The sequence below is a fragment of the Prosthecodimorpha hirschii genome, assembly GCF_001305515.1.
GTDB lineage: Bacteria > Pseudomonadota > Alphaproteobacteria > Rhizobiales > Ancalomicrobiaceae > Prosthecodimorpha > Prosthecodimorpha hirschii.
Window position 1 is genome coordinate 2,293,762 of record NZ_LJYW01000001.1, and the last position, 24,958, is coordinate 2,318,719.

General features: G+C 69.0%; 22 protein-coding genes. 13 read left to right on the forward strand and 9 right to left on the reverse strand.

Going from position 1 to position 24,958, the window contains the following annotated elements:
* The first annotated feature begins 103 nt into the window (after positions 1-103).
* Complete coding sequence (gene lpdA / locus ABB55_RS10065; protein WP_054358688.1) at positions 104-1,501, forward strand: dihydrolipoyl dehydrogenase; 1,398 nt, start codon at positions 104-106, stop codon at positions 1,499-1,501.
* A 621-nt stretch (positions 1,502-2,122) separates the two neighbouring features.
* Here lpdA and ABB55_RS10070 read toward each other — a convergent pair.
* From ABB55_RS10070 to ABB55_RS10080, 3 genes are all read right to left on the reverse strand, one after another.
* Positions 2,123-2,596 carry a hypothetical protein gene (locus tag ABB55_RS10070; RefSeq protein WP_054358689.1) on the reverse strand — a complete coding sequence of 158 codons (474 nt, stop codon included), beginning with the start codon at positions 2,594-2,596 and terminating at the stop codon, positions 2,123-2,125.
* Positions 2,597-2,733: 137 nt separating this feature from the next.
* Complete coding sequence (locus tag ABB55_RS10075; RefSeq protein WP_054358690.1) at positions 2,734-3,753, reverse strand: TraB/GumN family protein; 1,020 nt, start codon at positions 3,751-3,753, stop codon at positions 2,734-2,736.
* A gap of 107 nt (positions 3,754-3,860) precedes the next feature.
* The gene (locus tag ABB55_RS10080; RefSeq protein WP_054358691.1) at positions 3,861-4,802 is read right to left on the reverse strand and encodes a tyrosine recombinase XerC; all 942 of its coding nucleotides are present in this window, start codon (positions 4,800-4,802) and stop codon (positions 3,861-3,863) included.
* 160 nt (positions 4,803-4,962) lie between these two features.
* Here ABB55_RS10080 and ABB55_RS10085 point away from each other — a divergent pair, with 160 nt between their 5' ends.
* The 7 genes from ABB55_RS10085 to ABB55_RS10115 all read left to right on the forward strand — a co-directional run bounded on the left by ABB55_RS10085 (position 4,963) and on the right by ABB55_RS10115 (position 13,204).
* Positions 4,963-7,176: a primosomal protein N' gene (locus tag ABB55_RS10085; protein ID WP_054358692.1), complete on the forward strand. Its 2,214-nt coding sequence runs from the start codon at positions 4,963-4,965 to the stop codon at positions 7,174-7,176.
* Between the two features lie 81 nt (positions 7,177-7,257).
* Complete coding sequence (locus tag ABB55_RS10090) at positions 7,258-7,713, forward strand: hypothetical protein (RefSeq protein ID WP_054358693.1); 456 nt, start codon at positions 7,258-7,260, stop codon at positions 7,711-7,713.
* Between the two features lie 325 nt (positions 7,714-8,038).
* Positions 8,039-8,599: a F0F1 ATP synthase subunit delta gene (locus tag ABB55_RS10095; RefSeq protein ID WP_054358694.1), complete on the forward strand. Its 561-nt coding sequence runs from the start codon at positions 8,039-8,041 to the stop codon at positions 8,597-8,599.
* On the forward strand, positions 8,599-10,128 hold the full coding sequence (atpA, locus tag ABB55_RS10100) for a F0F1 ATP synthase subunit alpha (RefSeq protein ID WP_054358695.1): 1,530 nt from the start codon (positions 8,599-8,601) through the stop codon (positions 10,126-10,128). The genes ABB55_RS10095 and atpA overlap by 1 nt, the downstream gene beginning before the upstream one ends.
* An 80-nt stretch (positions 10,129-10,208) precedes the next feature.
* Positions 10,209-11,090, forward strand: coding sequence for a F0F1 ATP synthase subunit gamma (locus ABB55_RS10105; RefSeq protein WP_054358696.1), 882 nt, complete (start codon positions 10,209-10,211; stop codon positions 11,088-11,090).
* An 88-nt stretch (positions 11,091-11,178) separates the two neighbouring features.
* Complete coding sequence (atpD, locus tag ABB55_RS10110; RefSeq protein WP_054358697.1) at positions 11,179-12,618, forward strand: F0F1 ATP synthase subunit beta; 1,440 nt, start codon at positions 11,179-11,181, stop codon at positions 12,616-12,618.
* Positions 12,619-12,787: 169 nt separating this feature from the next.
* Complete coding sequence (locus ABB55_RS10115) at positions 12,788-13,204, forward strand: F0F1 ATP synthase subunit epsilon (protein ID WP_054358698.1); 417 nt, start codon at positions 12,788-12,790, stop codon at positions 13,202-13,204.
* Between the two features lie 162 nt (positions 13,205-13,366).
* On the opposite strand, the gene ABB55_RS10120 is transcribed toward ABB55_RS10115, so the two are convergent.
* The 5 genes from ABB55_RS10120 to ABB55_RS10140 form a co-directional block, all read right to left on the reverse strand.
* The gene (locus ABB55_RS10120) at positions 13,367-14,698 is read right to left on the reverse strand and encodes an Hsp70 family protein (protein WP_054358699.1); all 1,332 of its coding nucleotides are present in this window, start codon (positions 14,696-14,698) and stop codon (positions 13,367-13,369) included.
* 203 nt (positions 14,699-14,901) lie between these two features.
* Positions 14,902-15,696, reverse strand: a complete 795-nt coding sequence (locus tag ABB55_RS10125; protein WP_054358700.1) for an ATP-grasp domain-containing protein — start codon at positions 15,694-15,696, stop codon at positions 14,902-14,904.
* A gap of 11 nt (positions 15,697-15,707) precedes the next feature.
* Positions 15,708-17,000, reverse strand: coding sequence for a hypothetical protein (locus ABB55_RS10130; protein WP_054358701.1), 1,293 nt, complete (start codon positions 16,998-17,000; stop codon positions 15,708-15,710).
* Positions 17,001-17,197: 197 nt separating this feature from the next.
* Positions 17,198-18,439, reverse strand: coding sequence for an aminopeptidase (locus ABB55_RS10135; protein ID WP_054358702.1), 1,242 nt, complete (start codon positions 18,437-18,439; stop codon positions 17,198-17,200).
* A gap of 5 nt (positions 18,440-18,444) precedes the next feature.
* Entirely contained in the window at positions 18,445-18,954 is a 510-nt protein-coding gene (locus ABB55_RS10140) for an RNA pyrophosphohydrolase (RefSeq protein WP_262711571.1), read from the reverse strand.
* A gap of 416 nt (positions 18,955-19,370) precedes the next feature.
* Here ABB55_RS10140 and rsfS point away from each other — a divergent pair, with 416 nt between their 5' ends.
* Positions 19,371-19,721 (forward strand): ribosome silencing factor, encoded by a 351-nt coding sequence (gene rsfS / locus ABB55_RS10145; RefSeq protein WP_338053647.1) that lies wholly within the window; start codon positions 19,371-19,373, stop codon positions 19,719-19,721.
* A gap of 57 nt (positions 19,722-19,778) precedes the next feature.
* Positions 19,779-20,261: a 23S rRNA (pseudouridine(1915)-N(3))-methyltransferase RlmH gene (rlmH, locus tag ABB55_RS10150; protein ID WP_054358703.1), complete on the forward strand. Its 483-nt coding sequence runs from the start codon at positions 19,779-19,781 to the stop codon at positions 20,259-20,261.
* Here the strand turns inward: rlmH and ABB55_RS29650 are convergent.
* A complete protein-coding gene (locus ABB55_RS29650; RefSeq protein ID WP_160321205.1) occupies positions 20,258-21,496 on the reverse strand; it encodes a hypothetical protein in 1,239 nt (412 codons plus the stop codon). The two genes, rlmH and ABB55_RS29650, sit on opposite strands and share 4 nt — an antisense overlap.
* Here ABB55_RS29650 and ABB55_RS29655 point away from each other — a divergent pair.
* From ABB55_RS29655 to ABB55_RS10165, 3 genes are all read left to right on the forward strand, one after another.
* Positions 21,446-22,249, forward strand: coding sequence for a murein hydrolase activator EnvC family protein (locus ABB55_RS29655; RefSeq protein WP_160321206.1), 804 nt, complete (start codon positions 21,446-21,448; stop codon positions 22,247-22,249). The genes ABB55_RS29650 and ABB55_RS29655 overlap by 51 nt on opposite strands.
* Positions 22,246-23,580: a S41 family peptidase gene (locus ABB55_RS10160; RefSeq protein ID WP_181183862.1), complete on the forward strand. Its 1,335-nt coding sequence runs from the start codon at positions 22,246-22,248 to the stop codon at positions 23,578-23,580. Before ABB55_RS29655 ends, ABB55_RS10160 begins: the two co-directional genes overlap by 4 nt.
* Positions 23,581-23,870: 290 nt before the next feature.
* Positions 23,871-24,958 (forward strand): divergent polysaccharide deacetylase family protein (locus ABB55_RS10165; protein WP_054358705.1); only part of this gene is annotated, 1,088 nt, incomplete at its 3' end.

The following is a 24,958-nucleotide window of genomic DNA, read 5'->3' on the forward strand; positions in this document are numbered from 1 at the left end:
CGCAACCCTATCGCGGTCCGGCACCGGCCGGGCCGGCATCATCGGCTGAACCGGTCGGCACGGTCGACCGGCCCGGCCGGCAGCCAGGAAAGCACCGAACGCCATGTTGTACGATCTCGTCGTCATCGGAACCGGCCCCGGCGGCTATGTCTGCGCCATCCGCGCCGCACAGCTCGGCATGAAGGTGGCGGTGGTCGAGAAGCGCAAGACGCATGGCGGCACCTGCCTGAATGTCGGCTGCATCCCGTCCAAGGCGCTGCTGCACGCCTCCGAGATGTTCGACGAGGCCCGCCACGGCTTCGCCGCCCTCGGCATCAAGGCGACCGCCGAGCTCGACCTGCCGACCATGATGAAGCACCGCGCCGACACCGTGACGTCGAACGTCACCGGCATCGACTTCCTCATGAAGAAGAACAAGATCACGCCCATCCACGGCACCGGCCGCATCCTGTCGCCGGCCCAGGTCGAGGTGACCGCGGCCGACGGCGCCGTGCAGGTGATCGACACCAAGGCGATCGTGATCGCGACCGGCTCGGACGTGGCCCGGCTGCCGGGCATCGAGATCGACGAGCGCCAGGTGGTGTCGTCGACGGGCGCCTTGGAACTCGACGCCGTCCCGGCGCGGCTGATCGTGGTCGGCGCGGGCGTGATCGGGCTCGAGCTCGGCTCGGTCTGGCGCCGGCTCGGCTCCAAGGTGACGGTGGTCGAGTATCTCGACCGCATCCTGCCCGGCATGGACACCGAGGTCGCCAAGGCCTTCCAGCGCATCCTGGAGAAGCAGGGCTTCGCCTTCAAGCTCGGCACCAAGGTGACCGGCATCGAGAAGACCGGGGCCGGCCTGACGGCGACGGTCGAGCCGGCCGCCGGCGGGGCCGCGGAGACGATCGAGGCCGACGTGGTGCTGGTGGCCATCGGCCGCGTGCCGTTCACCGCCGGGCTCGGCCTGGACGAGGTCGGCGTCGCCAAGGACCCGCGCGGCCGCGTGGTGATCGACGACCATTTCCGCACCAACGTGCCGGGCATCTACGCCATCGGCGACGTGGTGCGCGGGCCGATGCTGGCCCACAAGGCCGAGGACGAGGGCGTCGCGCTGGCCGAGATGCTCGCCGGCCAGGCCGGGCATGTGAACTACGACGTGATCCCGGGCGTGGTCTACACCATGCCGGAGGTGGCGACGGTCGGTAAGTCAGAGGACGACTTGAAGGCCGCCGGCATCGCCTATCGGGTCGGCAAGTTCCCCTTCACCGCCAACGGCCGCGCCAAGGCCAACCGCCAGACCGACGGCTTCGTGAAGATCCTCGCCGACGCGGCGACCGATCGCGTCCTCGGCGTCCACATCCTCGGCGCCGGCGCCGGCGAGATGATCCACGAGGCCGCCGTGCTGATGGAATTCGGCGGCTCGGCCGAGGACCTCGCCCGCACCTGCCACGCCCACCCGACCATGTCCGAAGCCGTCAAGGAGGCCGCCATGGCGGTCGACAAGCGCGCCATCCACATGTGACCGTCCTCCGGCGCCCCCCGCCCGGACGCCGAGTTCGCCGTCCGCCGTCCCCCGGACTCACGGCCCTTCCCCTTCGCCCCCTGAAGGGGGGAGAAGGTGCCCGAAGGGCGGTTGAGGGGGCCTGGATCGGACGGCGATCGACTTGGCGGCGGTCCGAGGGCGGTCGGGGCGGACCGGGCGTTCATCCCGCGTCCGCGGCATCGCCCCCCTCATCCGGCCTTCGGCCACCTTCTCCCCCCTCAGGGGGAGAAGGGAATAAGCTGTTGCGAAATCGCCGCAATTTCTTTCGCTGCCGCCCATACCCCCGGCCCCTTCCCCTTCGCCCCCTGCAAGGGGGAGAAGGTGCCCGAAGGGCGGATGAGGGGGCCTGGATCGGACGGCGATCGACGTGGCGGCGGTCCGAGGGCGGTCGGGGCGGACCGGGCGTTCATCCCTCGTCCGCGGCATCGCCCCCCTCATCCGGCCTTCGGCCACCTTCTCCCCCCTTGGGGGGGAGAAGGGAATAAGCCGTTGCGAAATCGCCGCAATTTCTTTCGCTGCCGCCCCATACCCCCGGCCTCTCCCGCTGGAGGAAGGCCGGAGAGAACGCCTTGAGATGGCTTCCTTGAGCGACTGCAGCCCTCACTTCTGCCGCTTGAGGCGGTAGGTGACCTGGCGGGGTTCGAGGGGGACGGTGCGGAAGCGGGTGGTGACGGTCATGCGCAGGCTGCCGCGCTCCGGCGCCTCGACCAGGATGCGGCGTTCGACGCGTTCCTCGTCGATCACGGCGGCGAGCGTCGGCGTGCCGCCCTCGGCCGCCTCGCCCCATTGGCCGGCCACCGGGCGCCAGACGCATTCATAGTGCAGGCAGCGCACCGTCAGGGCGATCTGCACCTTCGGCCCCTCGCCGCGCGGAACGGGGCGGCGGCAGTCGACGCGGATCTCGGCCGCGATCACGTCGCTGCCCTCCACGGCCTCGCTGTTCAGCCAGGACCCGGCATAACCCCACTCGTCGCAGGCCGGCCCGGCCGCCCATGACGGTATCGCGCCGCCGGAACCGGCCAGCACGAATGCGGCGGTCCAGAGCGCGACGACATTCGTCGCAGGCCTCGTCATCGGTCTCTCCCGCTCTCGCCGGTCCGAACCGGACAAACGTCCGGGCCGTTCCGACACCATGGCGGCGAGACTGGAGCGGGGCCGGTGAACCGGGCCGGAAACGCCCGTTCAGCCGGCATTCATCCGGTGCGCGAGGGTCAGCGGACGGGCGTGACCGTGTAGCCGGCCTCGCGCAAGAGGCGGACGAGACCCTTCTCGCCGATCAGATGTAGCGCGCCGACCGCCAGGAAGGCGCCGCCCTGGTCGATCAGCGGCCGGGCCGCGTCCAGCATCTTGACGTTGCGGCGGAAGGAGGCGTTTTCCATCACGCTGGCCGCCGTCTTGTCGGCGCCGGCTCGGGCGAAGACATCCATCGAAAAAGCCCAGAGCAGGTCGATCCGGCCGGCCGCGTAGAAGCGCACCGAGGTCTCCTGATAGTCGGTCGACTGCGCATCGATCGACAGGATCGACTTCAGCAAGGCGATCTGCTCCGCCTCGCTCATCTGGTCGATGGACGAGAATTGATCCTTGACGGTCTCCAGGTCGACGACCGGAACCTTGCGCGCCCGGCCGGCCTTGCCGATGGCGATATCGAGCATGTCCTGGCCCGCCTGCCAGCGCTTCAGTTCGCAGGGCGGATAGAGCAGAGCCCCGAAGACGACCACCCAGGGCTTCCACCCCGCCACCGCCCAGCCTGGCAGGCCGCGCGCTTCGAAGGCCTTGACGGTCGCCGCCCAGGTTTCCGGCCCGAGCACGCCCGGCAGGCTGCGCCCGTCGGTAAAGAGCATCGCGTCGATGCCTTCCGCATAGGCGATGCCGGCGGTTTTCGGATCGAGCACCGAGGTATTCTCCAGCGCCACCGTCCGCGCTCCATCCAGCGCCTTGCGGATGGGCGGCTTCAGGTCGGTCACGCGCGGATCGGACAGGTGGATCGTGCCGAGCAGCCAGGACGGCGTCTTGGCGGCCTTGCCCTCGATCTTCCAGAAGACCGCATCGCCATTCTCGATCCCGGCCGCCCGGGCCTCGATCGCCCGCCAGCGCTCCGGCTCCTTGGCGACGATGGCGGCACGCAGATCGGTTCCGGCACAGACCGGCGTCTCGGCCCGGGCCGCCGTGCTGCCAAAGGCCAGCGCAGCGGCGAAAACGGCAGGGACCAGGCGAAAGGCATTGCGGGACATGTCGGACCTCTGAATTTTCGAAAGCCTCGCGGATGCGGGAGGATGCCCCTGATGCGATCGGCACCCCCGCGGCCGCCGCACCGTCCGGGCCTCCTCCGAACGACCGCTCAGGCGCGCGGATGCGTGCGGCGGTAGACCTCGATCAGGCGGGACGCGTCGACACCGGTATAGACCTGGGTGGTCGAAAGCGAGGCGTGGCCGAGCAGTTCCTGGATCGACCGGAGATCGGCGCCGGCGGACAGGAGATGGGTCGCGAAGGAATGGCGCAGCGCATGCGGGGTCGCGCTGTCGGGCAGGCCGAGCGCACCGCGCAGCCGCTCGATGGCCAGTTGCACGATCCGGGGCGACAGCGGGCCGCCGCGCACCCCGACGAAGAGCGGCCCGTCCGGCGGCAGCGCGAAGGGACAGAGCCGGAGATAGGCGGCGAGGCCAGCCCGGATCGCCGGCAGGATCGGCACGATCCGGGTCTTGCCGCCCTTGCCGGTGACGCGCAGCACGTCCGCGGCGAGCGGCGCCTCGGCGCGGGTCAGCCCCAGCGCCTCCGAGATGCGCAGGCCGGCGCCGTAGAGGAGGCTCATCACGGCGGCGTCGCGCGCCGCCACCCAAGGCTCCTCGGCGAGGCTCTCGCCGGCATCGACCAGCCGCAGGGCCTGGCCCGCCTCGACCGGCTTGGGCAGAGACTTGCGCGCCTTGGGCGCCCGCACGGCCGCGAACGGGGCCGCATTGGCCTCGCCCCGGCGCTCCAGGAAGCGGATGAACGAGCGGATGCCGGCCAGCGACCGGCCGAGGCTGCGCGCCTCGATGCCCTCGCCGCGCCGGCGCGCCAGGAAGGCGCGGATGTCGGCCGGCCGGAGTTCGGACAGGGAGGCGATGCGCGGCGGCTCGCCGAGATGCAGCGTCAGGAAGGACAGGAACTGCCTTAGGTCGCGATCATAGGCCTCCAGCGTCTTCGGCGAGGCACGCCGTTCGGCGCCGAGATGGCGCTGCCAGTCGGCGGCGGCGGCGGCAAGATCGGGTGCCGCGATCTGAAGGGGCGATTCGGCCGTCATGCCGCCATCCTGATCGAGGCGTGATGAACAGCCGATTAGCGACTATCGTCCCGACCTGCCGCCGCCCGCGCGAATCGAACCATCCGCCCGAATTGAACCATCCCCCGGTTCAATCCGTCCCGTCGAACCGTCCCATCGAACCATCCCGCCGAAACACCCCATGGCCCAGACCGACCTCCTGTTCGAGAGCCCCGCCGCGCCCCCCCGGGACGTTGTGCCGGTGGTCGTGCCGGTGGCGCTCGACCAGGCCTATTCGTACCGGGTGCCGCGCGGGGTCACGGTGCGGCCGGGCACCATCGTCGAGGTACCGCTCGGCACCCGCGCGGTCACCGGCGTGGTCTGGGACGACGAGCCGGGCGGGGAGACGGTCGGCCACAACCGGCTGAAGCCGATCGCCGCCGTCCACGACGCGCCGCCGCTCGGCGAGACCATCCGCCGCTTCGTCGACTGGGTCGCGCGCTACTACATGATGCCGCGCGGCATGGTGCTGCGCATGGTGCTGCGGTCGCCGGAGGCGCTCGAGCCGGAAGCGCCGATCCGCGGCGTCCGCCTCGTCGGCGCCCCGCCGGAGCGCCTGACGCCGGCCCGCCGGCGCGTGCTGGAGGCGCTGGTCGACGGGCTCGCCTGGTCGCGCCTCGGCCTCGCCGCCCAGGCGGGCGTCTCGGTCTCGGTGGTCGACGGGCTGATCGACTGCGGCACGCTGGAGACGGTCGAACTGCGCGCCGGCCGGCCGGCCGACATCCCAGAACCGGACTATGGCCGCCTCGCCCTGACCGACGACCAGCAGGCGGCCGCCGAGGACCTGACCGCGACCGTCGCCGCGGGCGGCTTCAAGGTGGTGCTGATCGACGGCGTCACCGGCTCGGGCAAGACGGAGGTCTATTTCGAGGCCATCGCGGCGGCCGTGAAGGCCGGCCGGCAGGCGCTGGTGCTGCTGCCCGAGATCGCCCTGACGGCGGAGTTCACCGACCGATTCGCGGCCCGGTTCGGCGCCAAGCCGGAGGAATGGCATTCCGACGTGTCGGCCAAGGGACGCGCGCGCACCTGGCGCGGGGTCGCCACCGGCGAGGTGCGCTGCGTGATCGGCGCCCGCTCGGCGCTGTTCCTGCCCTTCCGCGACCTCGGCCTGGTCGTCGTCGACGAAGAGCATGACGGCGCCTACAAGCAGGACGAGGGCGTCGTCTATCACGCCCGCGACATGGCGGTGGTGCGCGGCCGGCTCGGCGGCTTCCCCGTCGTGCTCGCCTCGGCGACCCCCTCGATCGAGAGCCGGGTCAATGCCGACCAGGGCCGCTACCGCCGGCTCGTCCTGCCGGCCCGCGTCGGCGGCGCCCGGCTGCCGGAGATTTCCGCCATCGACCTGCGCCAGAAGACCCTGCCGCGCGGCCGGGCGATCGCGCCGCGCCTGCAGACCGCCATCGATGAGGCGATCGGGCGCGGCGAGCAGGCGCTCCTGTTCCTCAACCGGCGGGGCTACGCGCCGCTGACCCTCTGCCGCAGCTGCGGCCATCGCTTCGAATGCCCGAACTGCTCGACCTGGCTGGTCGAGCACCGGTTTCGCGGCGTGCTCGCCTGCCATCATTGCGGCCACACCGAGCGCCGGCCGGATGCCTGCCCGTCCTGCGGCGACGTGGACAGCCTGACCGCCTGCGGGCCGGGCGTCGAGCGCGTCGCCGAGGAGGCGGCGGTGCTGTTTCCTGAGGCGCGCCGCCTGGTGCTGTCCTCCGACATGCCCGGCGGCACGAAGCGGCTGAAGGACGAACTGGGCGCCATCGCCAAGGGCGAGTTCGATCTGGTGATCGGCACCCAACTGGTCGCCAAGGGGCACAATTTCCCGAAGATGACGGTCGTCGGCGTGGTCGACGCCGATCTCGGCCTCGCCCATGGCGATCCGCGCGCGGCGGAGAAGACGTTCCAGCTCCTGCAGCAGGTCACCGGCCGGGCCGGCCGCGCCGGCGGCGACGCGCGCGGCTTCCTGCAGACCCACGCCCCCGACCATCCGGTCATGAAGGCGATCATCGCCGGTGACCGCGAGCGATTCTATGCCGCCGAAATCGACGAGCGCCGCCGCGCCTTCATGCCGCCCTTCAGCCGCCTCGCCGCCGTGATCGTCTCCGCCGACGAGCGCGACCCGGCGCTGGCCGCCGCCCGCGACCTCGCCGGCGCGATCCCGCCCGCCGACGCGATCCGCGTGCTCGGCCCGGCCGAGGCCCCGATCGCCGTCATGCGCGGCCGCCATCGGCTCCGATTCCTAGTCATCGCATCCCGTCAGGCCGACCTACAAGGCTACCTGGCCTCTTGGCTGCTGGGACGACGCTGGGGCAAGGGCGGCGTCAAGATCCAAATCGACATCGATCCGCAGAGCTTTCTTTGAACGTTGTTGTCTTTCACCAATGATTTCGCTAATTCTTGCTTTTGTAATCCTTCCCTCTATTTATTCATAAGGATGAATGCGATGAAAATTGCAATTCGACTGGCCCTGGGGCTGGTGGCCTGCTCGGCGACGACTGCCAATGCGGTCCCGCGCTATTTCGGCGCTTTCCTGGTCGACACGGTGACGTCTCAGTGTAGCGGCTATCCGAGCGTGGGCATGATGTTCGACCTCCGCTTCCGGCCCGCCGGCATCGGCGACAACGGAGCGGACACGACGTTCAACCTGTTCGACCGGATCCAGTCGATCTCCCACAAGGTCACCAACAGCGCGCTGTCGTCGGTCGCGAAGAATTATACGGGGACCTGGATCGGCGGGAACTCGGGCACCTCTTCGGGCACGATCAAGCTGACCAGCAACCTTCCGACGCTGACGACCAAAACCGACTTCATCAGCATGGCCGGCACCATCACCAATTTCGACGGCCTCACCGGCTGCACCGTCACGTTCAGGGCCTCCGTGGTGCGCCAACTCAATTGATCCGCAGACGGCGCAGGCGCGGCGGCGGCAGGGTGCCGCCGCCTATGTCGGCTCGGGCAGCCGGATCGACGCCGGCTTCCTGCGCTACATCGAGGCCGGCGGGAGCGGTGCGTGACGGAAACCGGCCACCGAAACTGACCTTAGACTTTCGGAAATGTCGCAACGCATCATGTTGCGTGGGTCATACCCATATGCTAGGACACCCCCGGCTTCGGGTGGCGCATCCTTACTGCGCAGGACGCCCGAGCGAAAAGCCGAACAGAATCAAGGGCGTGCGGAGGCGGTTAACCTTTGCCCGTCCGAATTGGCGTGGGGGTCTTCGCCCTTGACTGAGTCAACGATCGTTACCGGCGTCGCGCAGCGTTATGCCGGCGCCCTGTTCGACCTGGCGCTCGATGCGGGCGCCGTGGATCAGGTCGCGGCCGACCTCGACGCCTTCGAGGGTCTGGTCAAGGAAAGTGCCGACCTGAAGCGGCTCGTCATGAGCCCGGTCTTCGCGGCCGAAGAGCAGATCCGCGCCATCTCGGCCGTGCTCGCCCGGGCAGGCATCGGCGGTCTCGCCGCCAACCTGATTCGGCTGGCCGCGCAGAATCGCCGGCTGTTCGCCATTCCCGACATGATTGCCGGCTATCGCGCTCTGGTCGCCGCCCATCGTGGCGAGGCGACCGCCTCCGTCGTGTCGGCGGAGCCGCTCTCCGACGATCAGGTCGCCGCGCTGAAGGATGCCCTCGCGGGCGCCACCGGCGGTCGCCAGGTCAAGCTCGTATCGTCTGTGGATCCGTCGCTCATCGGTGGCCTGATCGTGAAGGTCGGCAGCCGGATGATCGACACCTCGCTCAAGACGAAACTCACTTCCCTCAAGGTCGCACTGAAAGAGGTCCGCTGATGGATATCCGGGCGGCGGAAATTTCCGCAATCCTGAAGGAGCAGATCAAGAACTTCGGCCAGGAAGCCGAAGTCTCTGAGGTCGGTCAGGTTCTCTCCGTCGGCGACGGCATCGCGCGCGTCTATGGCCTCGACAAGGTCCAGGCCGGCGAGATGGTCGAGTTCGCCAACGGCGTCCGCGGCATGGCGCTGAACCTCGAAGTCGACAATGTCGGCATCGTCATCTTCGGCACGGACCGTGACATCAAGGAAGGCGACACGGTCAAGCGCACCGGCGCGATCGTGGACGTTCCGGTCGGCAAGGGCCTGCTCGGCCGCGTGGTCGACGGTCTCGGCAATCCGATCGACGGCAAGGGCCCGATCGAGTCCGTCGAGCGCCGCCGCGTCGACGTGAAGGCGCCGGGCATCATCCCGCGCAAGTCGGTGCACGAGCCGATGTCGACCGGCCTGAAGGCCATCGACGCGCTGATCCCGATCGGCCGCGGCCAGCGCGAGCTGATCATCGGCGACCGCCAGACCGGCAAGACCGCGATCGCGCTCGACACGATCCTGAACCAGAAGCCGCTCAACCAGGGCACGGACGAGAGCGCCAAGCTCTACTGCGTCTACGTCGCCGTGGGCCAGAAGCGCTCCACCGTCGCGCAGTTCGTCAAGGTGCTCGAAGAGCAGGGCGCGCTCGAATATTCGATCGTCGTCGCTGCGACCGCCTCGGACCCGGCGCCGATGCAGTTCATCGCCCCCTTCGCGGGCTGCGCGATGGGCGAGTATTTCCGCGACAACGGCATGCATGCGGTCATCATCTATGACGACCTGTCCAAGCAGGCCGTCGCCTACCGCCAGATGTCGCTGCTGCTGCGCCGCCCGCCGGGCCGCGAAGCCTATCCGGGCGACGTGTTCTACCTGCATTCGCGCCTGCTCGAGCGCGCCGCGAAGCTCAACAAGGAGAACGGCCTCGGCTCGCTGACCGCTCTCCCGGTCATCGAGACCCAGGCGAACGACGTGTCGGCCTATATCCCGACCAACGTCATCTCGATCACCGACGGCCAGATCTTCCTTGAGACCGACCTGTTCTACCAGGGCGTCCGCCCGGCGGTGAACGTCGGCCTCTCGGTCTCGCGCGTCGGCTCCTCGGCCCAGATCAAGGCGATGAAGCAGGTCGCCGGCAAGATCAAGGGCGAGCTCGCCCAGTATCGCGAGATGGCCGCCTTCGCGCAGTTCGGTTCGGACCTCGATGCGGTGACGCAGAAGCTCCTGAACCGCGGCGCCCGCCTGACCGAACTCCTGAAGCAGCCGCAGTTCTCGCCGCTGAAGACGGAAGAGCAGGTTTGCGTGATCTATGCCGGCGTCAACGGCTATCTCGATACCCTGCCGGTGTCGCGGGTCCGCGCCTTCGAGGACGGCCTGCTGCGCCTGCTGCGCTCCGAGCACGCCGCTCTTCTGAACGGCATCCGGGACAAGAAGGAACTCACCGACGAATTCAGCGCCAAGCTGAAGAGCGTCGTCGAGGCTTTCGCCAAGTCCTTCGCCTGATGCCCCGTTGGGACGACGCCGTCGGCCGCGAAAGCCGACGGTTTCGTCCGCAACGCCCTTGAGGGAGCCGAGACGGCCCGATGCCGAGCCTGAAGTCACTCCGCAACCGTATCGCCTCGGTCAAGGCGACGCAGAAGATCACCAAGGCCATGCAGATGGTCGCGGCCGCGAAGCTGCGCCGCGCCCAGCTCGCGGCCGAGGCCGCGCGTCCCTATGCCGAGCGCATGAGCACCGTTCTGGCCAATCTCGGCCAGGCCTTCGAGGGCAAGCCCGATGCGCCCGCCCTGCTCGCCGGCAACGGCAAGTCGGACGTGCACCTGCTGGTCGTCTGCACCGCCGAGCGCGGTCTTTGCGGCGCCTTCAACTCGTCGATCGCCCGTCTGGCCCGCGACCATGCCAACCGGCTGCTCGCCGAAGGCAAGACGGTCAAGATTCTGTGCGTCGGCCGCAAGGGTGCGGAATCGCTCAAGCGTCTGTTCGGCGACAAGATCATCGAGGTGATCGAGCTGAAGGGCATTCGCCAGATCGGCTTCGGCGAAGCCCAGATGGTGGCCCGCAAGGTCCTGGAACTCTACGGCGCCGGTCAGTTCGACGTGGCGACGCTGTTCTTCTCGCAGTTCCGCTCGGTGATCCTGCAGATCCCGACCGCGCAGCGCCTGATCCCGGCCGAGATCCCGAAGGATGCGGCACCGGCCGCTAGCGGCGGCGCGATCTACGAGGTCGAGCCGAGCGAGGAGGAAATCCTCGGCGATCTGCTGCCGCGCAACGTCGCCGTCCAGGTGTTCAAGGCGCTCCTCGAGAACGCCGCCTCCGAGCAGGGCGCCCGCATGTCCGCCATGGACAGCGCGACCCGCAATGCCGGCGAGATGATCAAGAAGCTGACGACCAACTACAACCGGACCCGTCAGGCGCAGATCACCAAGGAACTCATCGAGATCATCTCGGGCGCCGAAGCCGTCTGATTGGCGCCTGACGAGATCTACGCGTAACGACACTAGATACCTCTCGGTCGCCCCTGGCGGTTTCGAGAACTCACGAGGACATGACACGATGGCTGACAAGAAGATCGGTCGGATTCGACAGGTGATGGGCGCCGTCGTCGACGTGCAGTTCGACGACCACCTGCCGGCGATCCTGAACTCGCTGGAGACGGACAACCGCGGCGCGCGGCTGGTGCTCGAAGTGGCCCAGCATCTCGGCGAGAACACGGTCCGCACCATCGCCATGGACTCGACCGAGGGCCTCGCCCGCGGCCAAGAGGTGTTCGACACCGGCAACGCCATCCAGGTTCCGGTCGGCGACGGCACCCTCGGCCGCATCATGAACGTGATCGGCGAGCCGGTCGACGAGCTCGGCCCGATCGTCCACGAGACCAAGCGCCCGATCCACGCGGCCGCTCCGGAATATGTCGAGCAGTCGACGGAAGCCGAGATCCTGGTCACCGGCATCAAGGTCGTCGACCTGCTGGCGCCCTACGCCAAGGGCGGCAAGATCGGCCTGTTCGGCGGCGCCGGCGTCGGCAAGACCGTTCTGATCATGGAACTGATCAACAACGTCGCCAAGGCGCATGGCGGCTTCTCGGTCTTCGCCGGCGTGGGTGAGCGCACCCGCGAAGGCAACGACCTCTATCACGAGATGATCGAGTCCAAGGTCAACGTCGACCCGAAGGAGCATGGCGGTTCGGCCGCCGGTTCCAAGTGCGCGCTGGTCTATGGTCAGATGAACGAGCCGCCGGGCGCCCGCGCCCGCATCGCGCTCTCGGGCCTGACCGTCGCCGAGGAATTCCGCGACCGCGGCCAGGACGTGCTGTTCTTCGTCGACAACATCTTCCGCTTCACCCAGGCGGGTTCGGAAGTGTCGGCGCTGCTCGGCCGCATCCCGTCGGCGGTCGGCTATCAGCCGACGCTGGCCACCGAGATGGGCGCCCTGCAGGAGCGCATCACCACCACCACCAAGGGCTCGATCACCTCGGTGCAGGCCATCTACGTGCCCGCCGACGACCTGACCGACCCGGCCCCGGCCGCCTCCTTCGCCCATCTCGACGCCACGACCGTGCTGTCGCGCTCGATCGCCGAAAAGGGCATCTACCCGGCCGTCGATCCGCTCGACTCGACCTCGCGCATGCTGTCGCCGATCGTCGTCGGTGAAGAGCATTACGGCGTCGCCCGTCAGGTGCAGGCGATCCTGCAGCGCTACAAGGCGCTCCAGGACATCATCGCGATCCTGGGCATGGACGAGCTGTCCGAAGAGGACAAGATCGCCGTCGCCCGCGCCCGCAAGATCGAGCGCTTCCTGTCGCAGCCCTTCCACGTCGCCGAAGTCTTCACCGGCTCGCCCGGCAAGCTCGTCGCCCTGAAGGACACCATTGCCGGGTTCAAGGGCCTGTGCAACGGCGACTACGACCACCTGCCCGAGGCCGCCTTCTACATGGTCGGCTCGATCGACGAAGCCATCGAGAAGGCCAAGCGCCTCGCCGCCTCCGCGGCCTGATCGGCTTGACCGGCGGCCCCTCGGGGCCGCTGGACTGATCCGGGCCGGAGCACGCTCCGGCCCATTCCCTGAGGGGCGAGGATCGCACGCGCCGATGGCGCCGTGATCCCCCCTCCGGACCGGCCGACAAGGCCGCTCCCGCCCCGGAACCCCGCTGTCGAGGCCCGCCATGGCTGAAGCCTTCAAGTTCGAACTGGTCTCCCCCGAGCGCCTGCTCGTCTCCGAAGAGGTCGCCCAGGTCGTCGTGCCCGGCTCCGAGGGTCAGTTCACCATGCTCAAGGGCCATGCGCCCTTCATGACCACGATGCGCCCCGGCGTCATCGAGGTGACCGGCCAGTCCGGCACCGTCAGCCGCATCTTCGTCCGCGGCGGCTTCGCCGACGCTTCGCCGGCCGGCTTGACCGTGCTCGCCGAGATGGCCGTGCCGGTGCAGGACCTGAAGGCCGAGCAGATCGCCCGCGAGATCAAGAACGCGGAAGAGGACGTGGCCGACGCCGGCAGCGACGAGACGAAGCGCGTCGCCCAGGAGAAGCTCGACCAGCTGCGCGAAGTCCAGGCCGCCCTCGGCGCCCCCGCCGCGCACTGATCGATCTCGTCTCGCCGACGGTTCAAGGGCCCCGGCTGCTGCCGGGGCCTTTTTCGTTGTCTGCGGCGACCCTCGGGGTTCGGCACGGGCGATCATGCCCTGCCCTGTCCGATCATGCCCTGCCCTATTGGCCGGCCGGCGATCGCCGGACCGGCCGTCCCCTCACCCGACGATCCGGCGGGCCGGCGCGCTTTCGGCCGCGCCGCTTTCGCGCACGCACCAGGTTTCCAGATCCGGGCTCTTGCCGATCAGCGCCAGGCCACGGGCGATCGAGACGAGTTCGTCGCCGGTCTCGATCGCGACATGGCGGAACTTATCCGCGAAGAGCTGCCGGACGGCGGGAATCTGGGAGGTGCCGCCGGTCAGGAAGACCTTGGTGACGGCCTCGGGCGCCAGCCCGGCGCCGGTCAGCACCTCGTCGGCGGCGCCCGCGATGCGGTCCAGATCGGGCTCGATCCAGCCCTCGAAATCGCGCCGCCGGACCTCCTTGGCGAGCCGCATGTCGCCGAGGTCCACCTGCAGCGGGGCGATCTCCTGGCGCGAGAGCTCGGTCTTCAGGTCGGAGATCGCCTTGTAGAGATCGTAGGCGCGTTCCATCTCGATGAAGTCGATCAGGCGGCCGAGCTTGTCGGGCTCGACGGCGACCCGCTGCAATTTCTCGAGTTCGTAGATGGTCTTCTCGTTGCGCATCAGCGACAGCGCGTTCCAGCGCGACATGTCGAGGAAATAGGACCCCGGAATTTCGAGCTCCTTGCCGAAGGACCGGTAGAGACTGCCCTTGCCGAGTTCGGGCGCGACCAGGTTGGCGATGATGCGCTGGTCGAAATTGTCGCCGGCGATGCCGATGCCGGAGACGCCGAGCGGGCGGATGTCGATCGCCCCGGCGGTCTTCTCGAAGCGGAACAGGGTGAAGTCCGAGGTGCCGCCGCCGAGATCGGCGACGAACACGACCGCATCCGACTGCAGCCGCTGGATGAAGTAGTAGGCCGCGGCGACCGGCTCGAAGACGAAATGGACATCCGCGATGCCGAGCGCCGCAAAGGCCGAGCGGTAGCGGGTTTCGGCGACGGCCGCCTGCGCGGTGGCGCCCGAATAGGCGACCGGGCGTCCGACCACCACGGAGGTCACGTCGGCGGGCGCGAAATCCTCCAGCTTCTCGAAATAGCGCTCCAGGAAGGTGAGCATCAGGTCTTCGTAGGTGGCCGAGCGCCCGAAGATGTTGGTGCCGCGGAAGCTCGGGCTCGCCGCATGGGTCTTGATCGACTGGAAGAAGCGGCCGCCGTCATGCAGCTTCAGGAGCATGTCGATCGCCCAGGGACCGGCCTCGGCCCGGGTCGTGTGCTCGCGCCCGGTGCGGTCGCGCCAGAAGCAGAGCGAGGTCCGGAACACGCTGCTCGCGACATCGCCCATCCGGAACTGCAGCGGCGCGCCGCCATCCGGCAGGGCACCGACCGTGTTGGTGGTGCCGAAATCCAAACCCAGAACGGTCGACATGCCGGTGCCTCGAGCCTCTCCCGGCCGACGGTCGAACCGGCCAAATGCGGAGCGGTCGGCATAAAGGCATCACCGCCCCCTGACAAGCCGAAGCGGCGACGTTCGGGATTTGGGGGGTGCCCCGGTCCGGCCGCATAGGGCCGACGTGGCGGACACCCCACGACCGCGGCCCCGCGCGAAATGCGCCTCCCTCCAGCATTGCCTCAGGCGTCGGATCGGTCCATCGCCTCGATGGCCGCAACGATCCGACCCGGATCGGCCGCATACCAGCGGGCCGAATTGAAGTTGTTGAATTCGATGACCTTCGGACCGTCGCGCGTCTGGGCGACATCCATCGCCACGACCCGGTCGGGCGTCCAGATGGCCGCCGCCTCGCACGCGAAGGCCGTGACGGCGTCGTCGATCGGTCCGTCCGAGAGGGGGCGCCCGCCGCGCCGATAGAGACTGCCGGCGACGACACGACCGTCGACGACGATGAAGCGCGTCTCCGACAGGATGTCCCGCACCGGCGCGACCACGACCAGGCACTCGGCCGCGACCGGCCAGGACACGTCCGGACCGGCGATCCCGGCGCGCCAGCCGGGATACTCGTCGCGGGTCAACACCGTGCCGGCAAAGGCCTTGCCGTCATCGGCCGGCCGGATGAAGACAGGCCCGGTATCCGGTTCCGTGACCTCGGCGAAACGCAAGACCCGCCCGGCGGCGTTGAGCATCCGATCGCCGAGAGCGCTGCGGCAGGCTTCGAACGAGAAAAGGTCCTCGTCGCCGTCCCGGCCGAACCAGCCCGCCGGTTCCCAGCCTCGCGCCCGGCCGATGCGCACCAGCGCGACGGAGCCGATCACGACCACGGGGCCGACCGGCGCGATCTCGGGTTCCAGGGCGCCGCCCTGCAGGCGCAGCTTGACGATGTCGTGCGGCAGACCGCCCCGTTCGAGCACGGCACGCAGTCCGGCCGCGGTGCGGACGGGGAGAAAATCCTCCTGGACGACCCAATGCATGCGTCAGGCCCTCACGCCCCGCAGGCCTTGGCGCGCAGTTCGGCAAGTGCCGGCAGGGGCACGTTGCGGGCGGTCCGGGCTTCCACCGTCGCCCTCGCCGCATCGAAATACTCGATGCGAATGGTCAGACGCATGGCCGGGCCGGTCATGCCGCATAGGTCCTTGCGGTCGAGCGATCCGACGACCAGCCCATCCTTGTTCGCGGCCGGATCATCCGAAGGCAGGCTCGTCGAGACCGTCGACCCGGCGGTCTGCAGCGTGACCACCAGGCCGGACCGGCCGCTCCGGCCGTCCGCCGCCATGATCTGTGCCGCCCAGCCCGCCGCCTTCCATGCCGCGCCGTCGATCGCGAAGGCGATGTTCAGCATGACCGGCGATAGATCGGCGCCCTGCGTGCCGCGGTTCCCCGCTATGGCGGGGGCCGGCATCGCCACGAAGGACTCGACGGTCTCCTGCGTCCTCGGTCGGACCAGGGATGCCGGCGAACGGTACTCGGTCATCAGTCTGGTCGAAACGACTTCGTTCCAATCCAGCGCGCGGATCGACGAGGGCGGCACGGAGGTCACCAACGCGAGGAGACCGTCGCCGATGCCCATTTCGCGCAAATACCGGGCGATCGGCTTGTAGGTGTCGGCCCCCGCGCCTTGGTCCTCAGGCTTGATCGCGACCGTCTTCTCGGAAATCAGGCGCCGGGAAATCTCACGCCGGCGTCCGTTCTCGATGACGAAGCGGACGTAGTAGCGCCGATGGATTCGGGCGACGGAGCGCGACTGGTGCACGCCGACGGCGCTCGCGGCCCCGAGAATGCGCCGTTCCGCACCGGCGAGCGCATAGACGCAGGCCGAAGCGCAATTCGACATGCGGGTATCCGGCTCCCCGCGCCGCGGCTCTCCCGGTCTCGGGGCGGGACAGGCCGGCTGACCGGGATCGCAATCGGCGAAGCGCGTCCGCTGGACCGCAACGGTCGCCCGCCGCGCCCGAAACAGACGGCCGACCTGAAGCGCGGCCTCGACATCGCCACCGGAGGAGGCCATGAAAATCGGCAGGTCGCGTTGGCCAAGGTCGCGGAACAGCTTGCGAAACAGGGCCGGCGTCTCGCGGACGAACTCGCCCTCGGCGGAGATCCACTCGCCGCATGCCGGCGCACAATCCGGCCGGACATCCCGGACGACGACGATGCGCATCGGGTTGTCGGATCCCATCGGATCCTTCGCCGGCGCGGCGCTGGCCGGCCGGAGACCGGACGCCATTCCGGACAGGAGGACCGTCACCAGGACCAGGAACAGCGAGCGCATCGGCCCCATCGGCGGTTCTCCGCTGGGTCGCCTCCCATCGCGCATGCGCCGGACACGCCCATGTTCCCCTCAAGGTAGCAATGGGCGAAGATCGAGCCAAGACGCTTCGGAGGAGAACCCACGACGCGGGGCCGATCCGATCCCGCACAAGGCGCGGCACATCGGACGGGCATCCCAACGGGCGCCCGCCCGAAGCGGTGATGTCCTCACACCCAGGCGCCCTTGCGCATGACCGGCTCGACCGAACCGTCCTGGCGGACGCCGTCGACATCGACCTCGCCGGAGCCGATCATCCAGTCGATATGGATCAGGCTGGCATTGATGCCGGCGGCGATCTGCTGTTCGGGGGTCATCTCGCCGCCGCCCTCGACCGTCTTGGCATAGGCCTGGCCGAGCGCGATGTGGCTGGCGGCATTCTCGTCGTAGAGGGTGTTGTAGAAGAGCAGGCCCGACAGCGAGATCGGCGAGGCATGCGGCACCAGCGCGACCTCGCCGAGCCGGCACGAGCCCTCGTCGATCTCCAGCACCTTGCGCAGCACGTCTTCGCCCGACGAGGCATGTGCCTCGACGATGGCGCCGCCCTCGAAGCGGACCCGGATGTCCTGGATCAGCGTGCCCTGGTAGGAGAGCGGCTTGGTCGCCGCGACATGGCCGTTGACGCGGGCCCGGTGCGGGGTCGTGAAGACCTCCTCGGTCGGGATGTTGGCATTGTAGGTGATGCCGTTCTCGGCCTTGCCGGCGCCGCCCGCCCAGCGGTGCCCGTCGCAGAGGCCGACTTCGAGATCGGTGCCGGGGCCGGTGAAGCGCAGCGCCGCATAGCGCTTCTCGTTGAGGATGCCGGTCCTGACGGCGAGCGCGCGGTTGTGCTCGGCCCAGCCCTCGATCGGATCGGCGGCGTCGACGCGCGAGGCGGCGAAGATCGCGTCCCAGAGCCGGGCGACGGCCTCGGCCTCCGGCAGATCCGGGAACACGGTGCGGGCCCAGGCCGGCGTCGCGGCGGAGACGATGGTCCAGTTGATCGCCGAACGGGCGATCAGGTCGAGCGCCGGCCGGTAGGCGGCCGAGCGGGCGCGGTTGGCCCGGGCGACCTTGGCCGGATCCTGGCCGGCGAGCAGCGAGGGATTCTCGCCGACGATGGCCAGCCGCGCCGCGCCGGAGCGGAAGGCCGCGGCCATGCCGTCGTAGAGCCAGGCGGTCGCCTTGTCGAAGCTCTCGTCGGAGGCGGTGGCGAAGCGCTCGAGCGTGGTCGCGTCGTCGGTGTAGAGGATGGTGACGATGGTGGCGCCGGCCTTGTAGGCGTGATGGGTGATGCGCCGGGCGAGCGGGACGGCATCGAGCGGCGCCGTCATGACCACTTCCTGGCCCTTCACCGCGCCGAGGCCGACCCGGACCGCCACCTCGGCGAGCTTGTCGAGGCGGGCTTCGAATGTGCGATTGTCGTTGGTCATGAGGTTCAGGCTCCGAGAGACTTGAAGGCTTCGACGACGCGCTCGTAGACCGGGCGCTTGAACGGAATGATCAGTTCGGGCAGCCGCTCCATGCGCTCCCATTTCCATTCCGCGAATTCCTGCTCGCCGGCCGGGGGATTGAAGATGTCGATCTCGCTCTCGTCGCCCTCGAAGCGGAACGCGTACCATTTCTGCGTCTGGCCGCGCCATTTGTTCTTCCAGCGGGCACCGACAACGGCGCGCGGGATGTCGTAGGCATACCAGTCCGGCGCCTCGGCGATCAGGCTGGCCGAGCGCACGTTGGTCTCCTCCCAAAGCTCGCGGCGGGCGGCCTCGAGCGGATCCTCGCCGGGATCGATGCCGCCCTGCGGCATCTGCCATTCGTGGCCCGGAGCGGTGTGCTCGACGAGACCTTCGTTGGCGCGCCGTCCGATCCAGACGAGTCCCGCCGGATTGAGAAGCATGATGCCGACGCAGGGGCGATAGGGCAGGCTCTCGAATTCTTGGGGCGTCACGGCAAGACCTCGTCCGACGATGGCTTCCTGGGTGCGGGCAGTGCCAGTGGCTGGGTTTCCAGGGGACTGGCGCGCAGGATGGCGAGGAGGATTAGCGCACATTGCCGTGCCGGTCACGCCCGCCCGGCATCCAGAACCCGCCCGGTCCATTCATCATCTGGACCAAATGAAGCAACAGTCGGACCCGATTCGGTCGCCGCGCGTCGAAACCGTCTTGAAATCGTTAATTCGTCACCCCTATCTTTGGGACGCGGACAGGTGCGTCCGCGGGGTGGCGGCCGACATCATGGTCCGTCCCCGAACATGAGGAGACTACGCCGCTGACCATGGCAATCGAGACTCAGGAAACGCGCCTGCGTTCCCCTGGCCGCTCGCCCAAGCCCGATCTTGCCGGAGCCCGTCTGGAGAGCGCAAGCTTGGACGCCGACATCCTGGCCAAGGCCGTCCTCAAGAGCCTGGACGATTCGAAGGCCGAGGACATCGTTCCCATCGACATCCGAGGCAAGTCCTCGCTCGCTGACGTGATGGTGGTCGCTTCCGGGCGGTCGCATCGCCATGTCGGCGCGATCGCGGACCGGCTTCTGAGCGAACTTCATGAGGCCGGCTACCGCGATCTCCGGGTCGAGGGCCTGCCTCATTGCGACTGGGTCCTGGTCGATGCGGGCGACGTGCTCGTCCATATCTTCCGGCCCGAAGTCCGTGGCTTCTACAACCTCGAAAAGATGTGGCAGTCGGAACCGACCGCGCCCCGTCTGGTCGCCGGCTGAGGCCACGCGTCACCTTTTCCCGCGGGGCCGTGCCCCGATCGGACGGAGGCTCGTCCCTTGCGACTCCGGATCGTGGCGGTCGGCCGCTTGAAGGCCGGCCCGGAGCGGGAACTTGTCGACCGCTATCTCGACCGTGCCGCCAAGAGCGGCAGGGCCCTTGGCTTTACGCGCCTCGATAGCCGGGAATATGCCGAAAGCCGCGCCGCGCGGTCCGACGACCGGCGCGCCGAAGAGGCGGCTGCGATCCTGGCCGATCTCGAGCCGGGCGCCGCCCTGGTCGCGCTCGACGAAACCGGCCGCGGCCTCTCCTCCGAGGACTTCTCCCGCTGGATCGCGGCCCGGCGCGACGCCGGGTGCGGCGATCTCGTGATGGCCATCGGCGGCCCCGACGGGCATGGATCCGCCGTTCGGACGCGGGCCGACCTGACGCTGGCCTTCGGGGTGATGACCTGGCCGCACCAGATGGTGCGCCTGATGCTGGCCGAGCAGATCTATCGCGCGATGACCATCCTGTCGGGCCATCCCTACCACCGGGCCTAAACGGTCGGAACGCGCCCCCGCCCGCACCGCATAGGACGGCGGCGCACGGTCCCGATTGCGCCGCAATGCGGTATGATCCTACGGATGTCGGCGTCCAGGCCCCGGTCGGACCACCGGTCGCAGGCGGCGAAGATCGACGGTCGCTTCGGATCGAATGCGGCCGGATACGCAATCGAGACACTCTGATATTTGCCGGCCGCAGGTGTCAGATTCGAACCACGAGGCGCCGCGCGATTCGGCGCGCGCCATCGGAGATGCAGACAGCGGTGCGGCAGGGGCGCGAAGCGGGAATGGCGGCGGCAGGGGGCCTTCGCGGAAGGTCCTATGCGGCGGCGCGCCTCTTTCTCGTCGGTCTGCTGGCCTCTTTCGCCGCGCGTGAAGCCGATGCCCAGGCGCCCGGATCGGTGCGCAGCCCGACGGGCCCCGGACAGGCCGGACAACCGACCGGCATCGGACAGCCGACAGGCGTGGTGCAGCCGATAGGCGCCGGGCAGCAGGCCGGCACCGGACAGCAGACTGGCCCCGGGCCGCAGACCGGCCGCTCCGGAGCGCCGTCCGCAAATTCCCCGGCGGCGACCTTGCCGGCGACGGCGGGCGTGCCGTCTCCCGGTCCGACGATCGCGACGGGTCCGGCCGCGGCGGGTCCCGCGGCGACGCCTGGTGCCGGCGCAGGCGCCACCGTCGATCCGGCGGCGGCCGTGGTCGAACGGCAGCGCCAGACCCAATCGGAACTGGATGCGCTCGCCCGCGACATCCGCACCTCGGAAGAGCGGGAAGCGCAGATCCGGCTGGAGATCGAGGGTCTGGAACGCGACCGCACCCGGATCTCGGCGCAACTGGTCGAGACCGCCGCGCGGGTGCGCGGCCTGGAGGATGCCGTGTCCGCCACGGAAGCCCGGATCGGAACGCTGGACGGCGACACGGCGCGCATTCGCCGCTCGCTCGCCGATCGGCGTGCCGTGCTGGCCGACGTGCTCGCCGCCCTGCAGCGGATCGGCCGCAAGCCGCCGCCCGCGCTCCTGGTCAGACCGGAAGATGCGCTCGCCTCGGTCCGCAGCGCCATCCTGGTCGGTGCGCTTCTGCCCGAATTGCGACGGGAGGCCGAGATCCTGATCGCCGATCTCGACCGCATGGTGCGCCTGCGCGACCAATCCGCCGCCGAGCGCGACCGGTTCAAATCCGACATGCTGGCCCTGGCCGAAGAACGCAGCCGGCTGGAACTCTTGTTCGAGCAACGTCGCCGCTCGCGTCTCGACCAGCAGAAGAAGCTCGACGACGAACGCCGCCGTTCGCAGGAGCTCGCCGGCAAGGCGACCAGCCTGAAGGACCTCGTCACCCGCCTGGAACTGGAGATCGACGGCGCCCGCCGCGCCGCCGAGGCCGCCCGTCGGGCCGAGGACGAGGCGCGGGCCCATCCGCCGGCGAAAGATCAAAAGTCCGTGACAGCCGCCCTCCAGGATCCCGGCCGCCTGCAGCCCGCCTTGCCGTTTTCGGAGGCGCGCGGGCGGCTTCCGATGCCCGCAGCCGGTATTCGGCTCAAGGGCTTCGGCGACGACGACGGACTCGGCGGGACCATCCGCGGCATCCAGATCGCCACGCGTCCGGACGCCCGCGTGTCCAGTCCCTGCGACGGATGGATCCTGTTCGCCGGCTCGTTTCGGTCCTATGGCAAACTCTTGATCATCAATGGCGGCGGCGGATATCATGTCGTGCTGGCCGGCATGGATCGTATCGATGTGGAAATCGGACAATTCGTGCTGGCCGGCGAACCGGTCGGGTCCATGGGATCGCGGCGCCTCGCCAGCGCGGCAGTCGGACCAGGTCCTTCCGGTACGTCCGGCCCAGGCGGGGCTGGTGCGGCACTGTCCGGTCAAACGGATGCGATGCCGGGCCAACCGGTCCTCTACGTCGAATTCAGGAAAGAGAATTCGCCGATCGACCCGACCCCGTGGTGGGGCCATTCTCGTGACGAAAAGGTTCGCGGATGATGCGGAAAATCTCGCTGGTGTTCATGGGAGCGGTCGTCGGCGCCAGTGCCGTGATCGGGATCACCGAAGGACGCCATCTCCTGGCCGGGACGGCCGTCGCGGCCGGTGCCGAGACCTACCGCCAGCTCAACCTGTTCGGTGACGTTTTCGAGCGCATCCGCTCCGACTATGTCGAACAGCCGGACGATGCCAAGCTGATCGAAGCGGCGATCAACGGCATGCTGTCCTCGCTCGATCCCCATTCGAGCTACATGAGCCCCAAGAACTTCCGCGACATGCAGGTGCAGACCCGCGGCGAGTTCGGCGGCCTCGGCATCGAGGTCACCATGGAGGATCAGACCCTCAAGGTGGTCAGCCCGATCGACGACACGCCCGCACACCGGGCCGGCGTGCGCGCCGGCGACATCATCCTGCAGCTCGACGGCGAGAACGTGCAGGGCATGACGCTGAACCAGGCGGTCGACAAGATGCGCGGCCCGGTCAATTCAGCGATCACGCTGACCGTCAAGCGCGACGGCGCCACCGATCCGCTCGAAATCAAGATCGTGCGCGACATCATCCGCATCAAGTCGGTCCGCTCGCGCATCGAGGGCGATATCGGCTATGTCCGCATCACCCAGTTCAACGAGCAGACCTTCGAGGGCCTGCGCGACTCGATCGAGAAGATCAGCCGCGAGATCGGTCCGGACAAGCTCAAGGGCTACGTGCTCGACCTGCGCAACAATCCGGGCGGCCTGCTCGACCAGGCCATTTCGGTCTCCGATGCCTTCCTGGAGAAGGGCGAGGTCGTCTCCACCCGCGGCCGCAATGCCGAGGAAACCCAGCGCTACAACGCCCGGCCGGGCGACCTGACCCGCGGCAAGCCGGTCATCGTGCTGGTCAACGGCGGCTCCGCCTCGGCCTCCGAGATCGTCGCCGGCGCGCTGCAGGATCATCGCCGGGCGACCATCCTGGGCAGCCGCTCGTTCGGCAAGGGCTCGGTGCAGACCATCATCCCGCTCGGCGCCAACGGCGCGATCCGGCTGACCACCGCGCGCTACTACACCCCGGCAGGCCGCTCGATCCAGGCCAAGGGCATCGAGCCGGACATCGAGGTGCTGCAGGAGGCGCCGGCCGAGCTCAAGGGCAAGGACGACACCAAGGGCGAGGCCGGGCTGAAGGGCCATCTGAAGAACCCGACCGACGCGACCGAGGAAAAGTCCGGCAGCCAGGCCTATGTGCCGTCCGACCTCAAGGAAGACCGCGCGCTGAACACCGCCTACGACCTGCTGCGCGGCGTCCAGATCAACGCCAACTTCCCGCCGAACCCGAAGGCATCCGTGCCGAACTGACGTTCGGTGCCGAACTGACGTTCGGGGCCGAACCGAGGCTCAAGGCCGGCGCGAACTTAGCGGGACGGTAACGATCGTAACGAATGGCGCTCCCGCAGCGCGCCGGAATGCAGGACACTCGCGGCGAGGCTCGCCGCCCGTGATTCGCGCAAGGCTCCGCCTTCGACCGGACTGGCCGAAGGCGGACCGACGAAGCACCGATGACGAGACGAGCCGCCGGTCGCCGCATGCGATCCGGCGGCTTTCGATTCCGGGTCGGACCCGGCCCTGCAACGGAACGGCGACGCCTGATGGCGGATGATCTCAACGCCCCGCTCGGCCTGACGACGAGCAAGACCGGCTGGAAGCGATTGCCCTTCGGGGCGATCGGCATCGCCCTCTTGATGCTTCTGTCGGCCGGCGCGGTGGTCTGGACCGCCTTCTTCCCCGATCCGTTCGGCGGCGAGCCGACCGCCGTGGTCCGCATCGACCGCGGCAAGACCGGCGTCGGACCGAACGACATCGGGGTCGGCGATCCCAAGCGTGCCGGCGGCGGCCTGCCCGCCGAGCAGAAGGATGGCGATCCGGCGGCCGGCGGCCCGGCCGACCCGGGCTCGCGCGGCGGCGCGGGATCCGTCGATCCCGGCAGGCGCATCGGACTGCCGCCCGAAGGCCAGCCGCTGACCTCGACGCCGGTGATCCGCGTCACCGACCGCGGCAAGTTCGGCCCGCTGCCGAAGATCGCGCCCGACGGCGCCCGTGCGCTCGAGGTCTATTCCCGCCCGGTGCCGAAGCGCCCGGCGGCGACGCCCAAGGTGGTGATCGTGGTCGGCGGCCTCGGCCTCAGCCAGACCGGCACCCAGGAGGCGCTGCGCCTGCTGCCGCCCGACGTGACGCTGGCCTTCGCCCCCTATGGATCGAGCCTCGACCGCTGGATGCAGCGCGCGCGCCAGGATGGGCACGAACTCCTGCTGCAATTGCCCATGGAGCCGTTCGACTATCCCGACAACGATCCGGGGCCCCACACCCTGCTGACCAGCCTGACGCCCGAACAGAATATCGAGCGCATGCACTACGTCCTGTCGCGGGTCACCAACTATGTCGGCGTGATCAACTACATGGGCGCCAAGTTCAGCGCCGACGACGCCCGCCTGACCCCGATCTTCCGGGAGATCGCCTCGCGCGGAATGATGTATCTCGACGACGGCACCTCGGCTCGGTCGGTCGCCGAGCCGGTCGCGCGCACGTCGAAGCTGCCCTTCGCCAAGGCCGATCTGGTCATCGACGCCGTCTCGACCGAACAGGCCATCGACGCCCGCCTGCAGCAGCTCGAAAACCTCGCCCGCGCCCGCGGCATCGCCGTCGGCGTCGCCTCCGCCCTGCCGGTCTCGGTGCGCCG

Coding starts and splice junctions, on each gene's coding strand:
- lpdA (WP_054358688.1), top strand. CDS start 104: ATGTTGTACGATCTCGTCGTCATCGGAACCGGCCCCGGCGGCTATGTC.
- ABB55_RS10070 (WP_054358689.1), bottom strand. CDS start 2,596: ATGACGAGGCCTGCGACGAATGTCGTCGCGCTCTGGACCGCCGCATTC.
- ABB55_RS10075 (WP_054358690.1), bottom strand. CDS start 3,753: ATGTCCCGCAATGCCTTTCGCCTGGTCCCTGCCGTTTTCGCCGCTGCG.
- ABB55_RS10080 (WP_054358691.1), bottom strand. CDS start 4,802: ATGACGGCCGAATCGCCCCTTCAGATCGCGGCACCCGATCTTGCCGCC.
- ABB55_RS10085 (WP_054358692.1), top strand. CDS start 4,963: ATGGCCCAGACCGACCTCCTGTTCGAGAGCCCCGCCGCGCCCCCCCGG.
- ABB55_RS10090 (WP_054358693.1), top strand. CDS start 7,258: ATGAAAATTGCAATTCGACTGGCCCTGGGGCTGGTGGCCTGCTCGGCG.
- atpA (WP_054358695.1), top strand. CDS start 8,599: ATGGATATCCGGGCGGCGGAAATTTCCGCAATCCTGAAGGAGCAGATC.
- ABB55_RS10105 (WP_054358696.1), top strand. CDS start 10,209: ATGCCGAGCCTGAAGTCACTCCGCAACCGTATCGCCTCGGTCAAGGCG.
- atpD (WP_054358697.1), top strand. CDS start 11,179: ATGGCTGACAAGAAGATCGGTCGGATTCGACAGGTGATGGGCGCCGTC.
- ABB55_RS10115 (WP_054358698.1), top strand. CDS start 12,788: ATGGCTGAAGCCTTCAAGTTCGAACTGGTCTCCCCCGAGCGCCTGCTC.
- ABB55_RS10120 (WP_054358699.1), bottom strand. CDS start 14,698: ATGTCGACCGTTCTGGGTTTGGATTTCGGCACCACCAACACGGTCGGT.
- ABB55_RS10125 (WP_054358700.1), bottom strand. CDS start 15,696: ATGCATTGGGTCGTCCAGGAGGATTTTCTCCCCGTCCGCACCGCGGCC.
- ABB55_RS10130 (WP_054358701.1), bottom strand. CDS start 17,000: ATGGGGCCGATGCGCTCGCTGTTCCTGGTCCTGGTGACGGTCCTCCTG.
- ABB55_RS10135 (WP_054358702.1), bottom strand. CDS start 18,439: ATGACCAACGACAATCGCACATTCGAAGCCCGCCTCGACAAGCTCGCC.
- ABB55_RS29655 (WP_160321206.1), top strand. CDS start 21,446: ATGCTGGCCCTGGCCGAAGAACGCAGCCGGCTGGAACTCTTGTTCGAG.
- ABB55_RS10160 (WP_181183862.1), top strand. CDS start 22,246: ATGATGCGGAAAATCTCGCTGGTGTTCATGGGAGCGGTCGTCGGCGCC.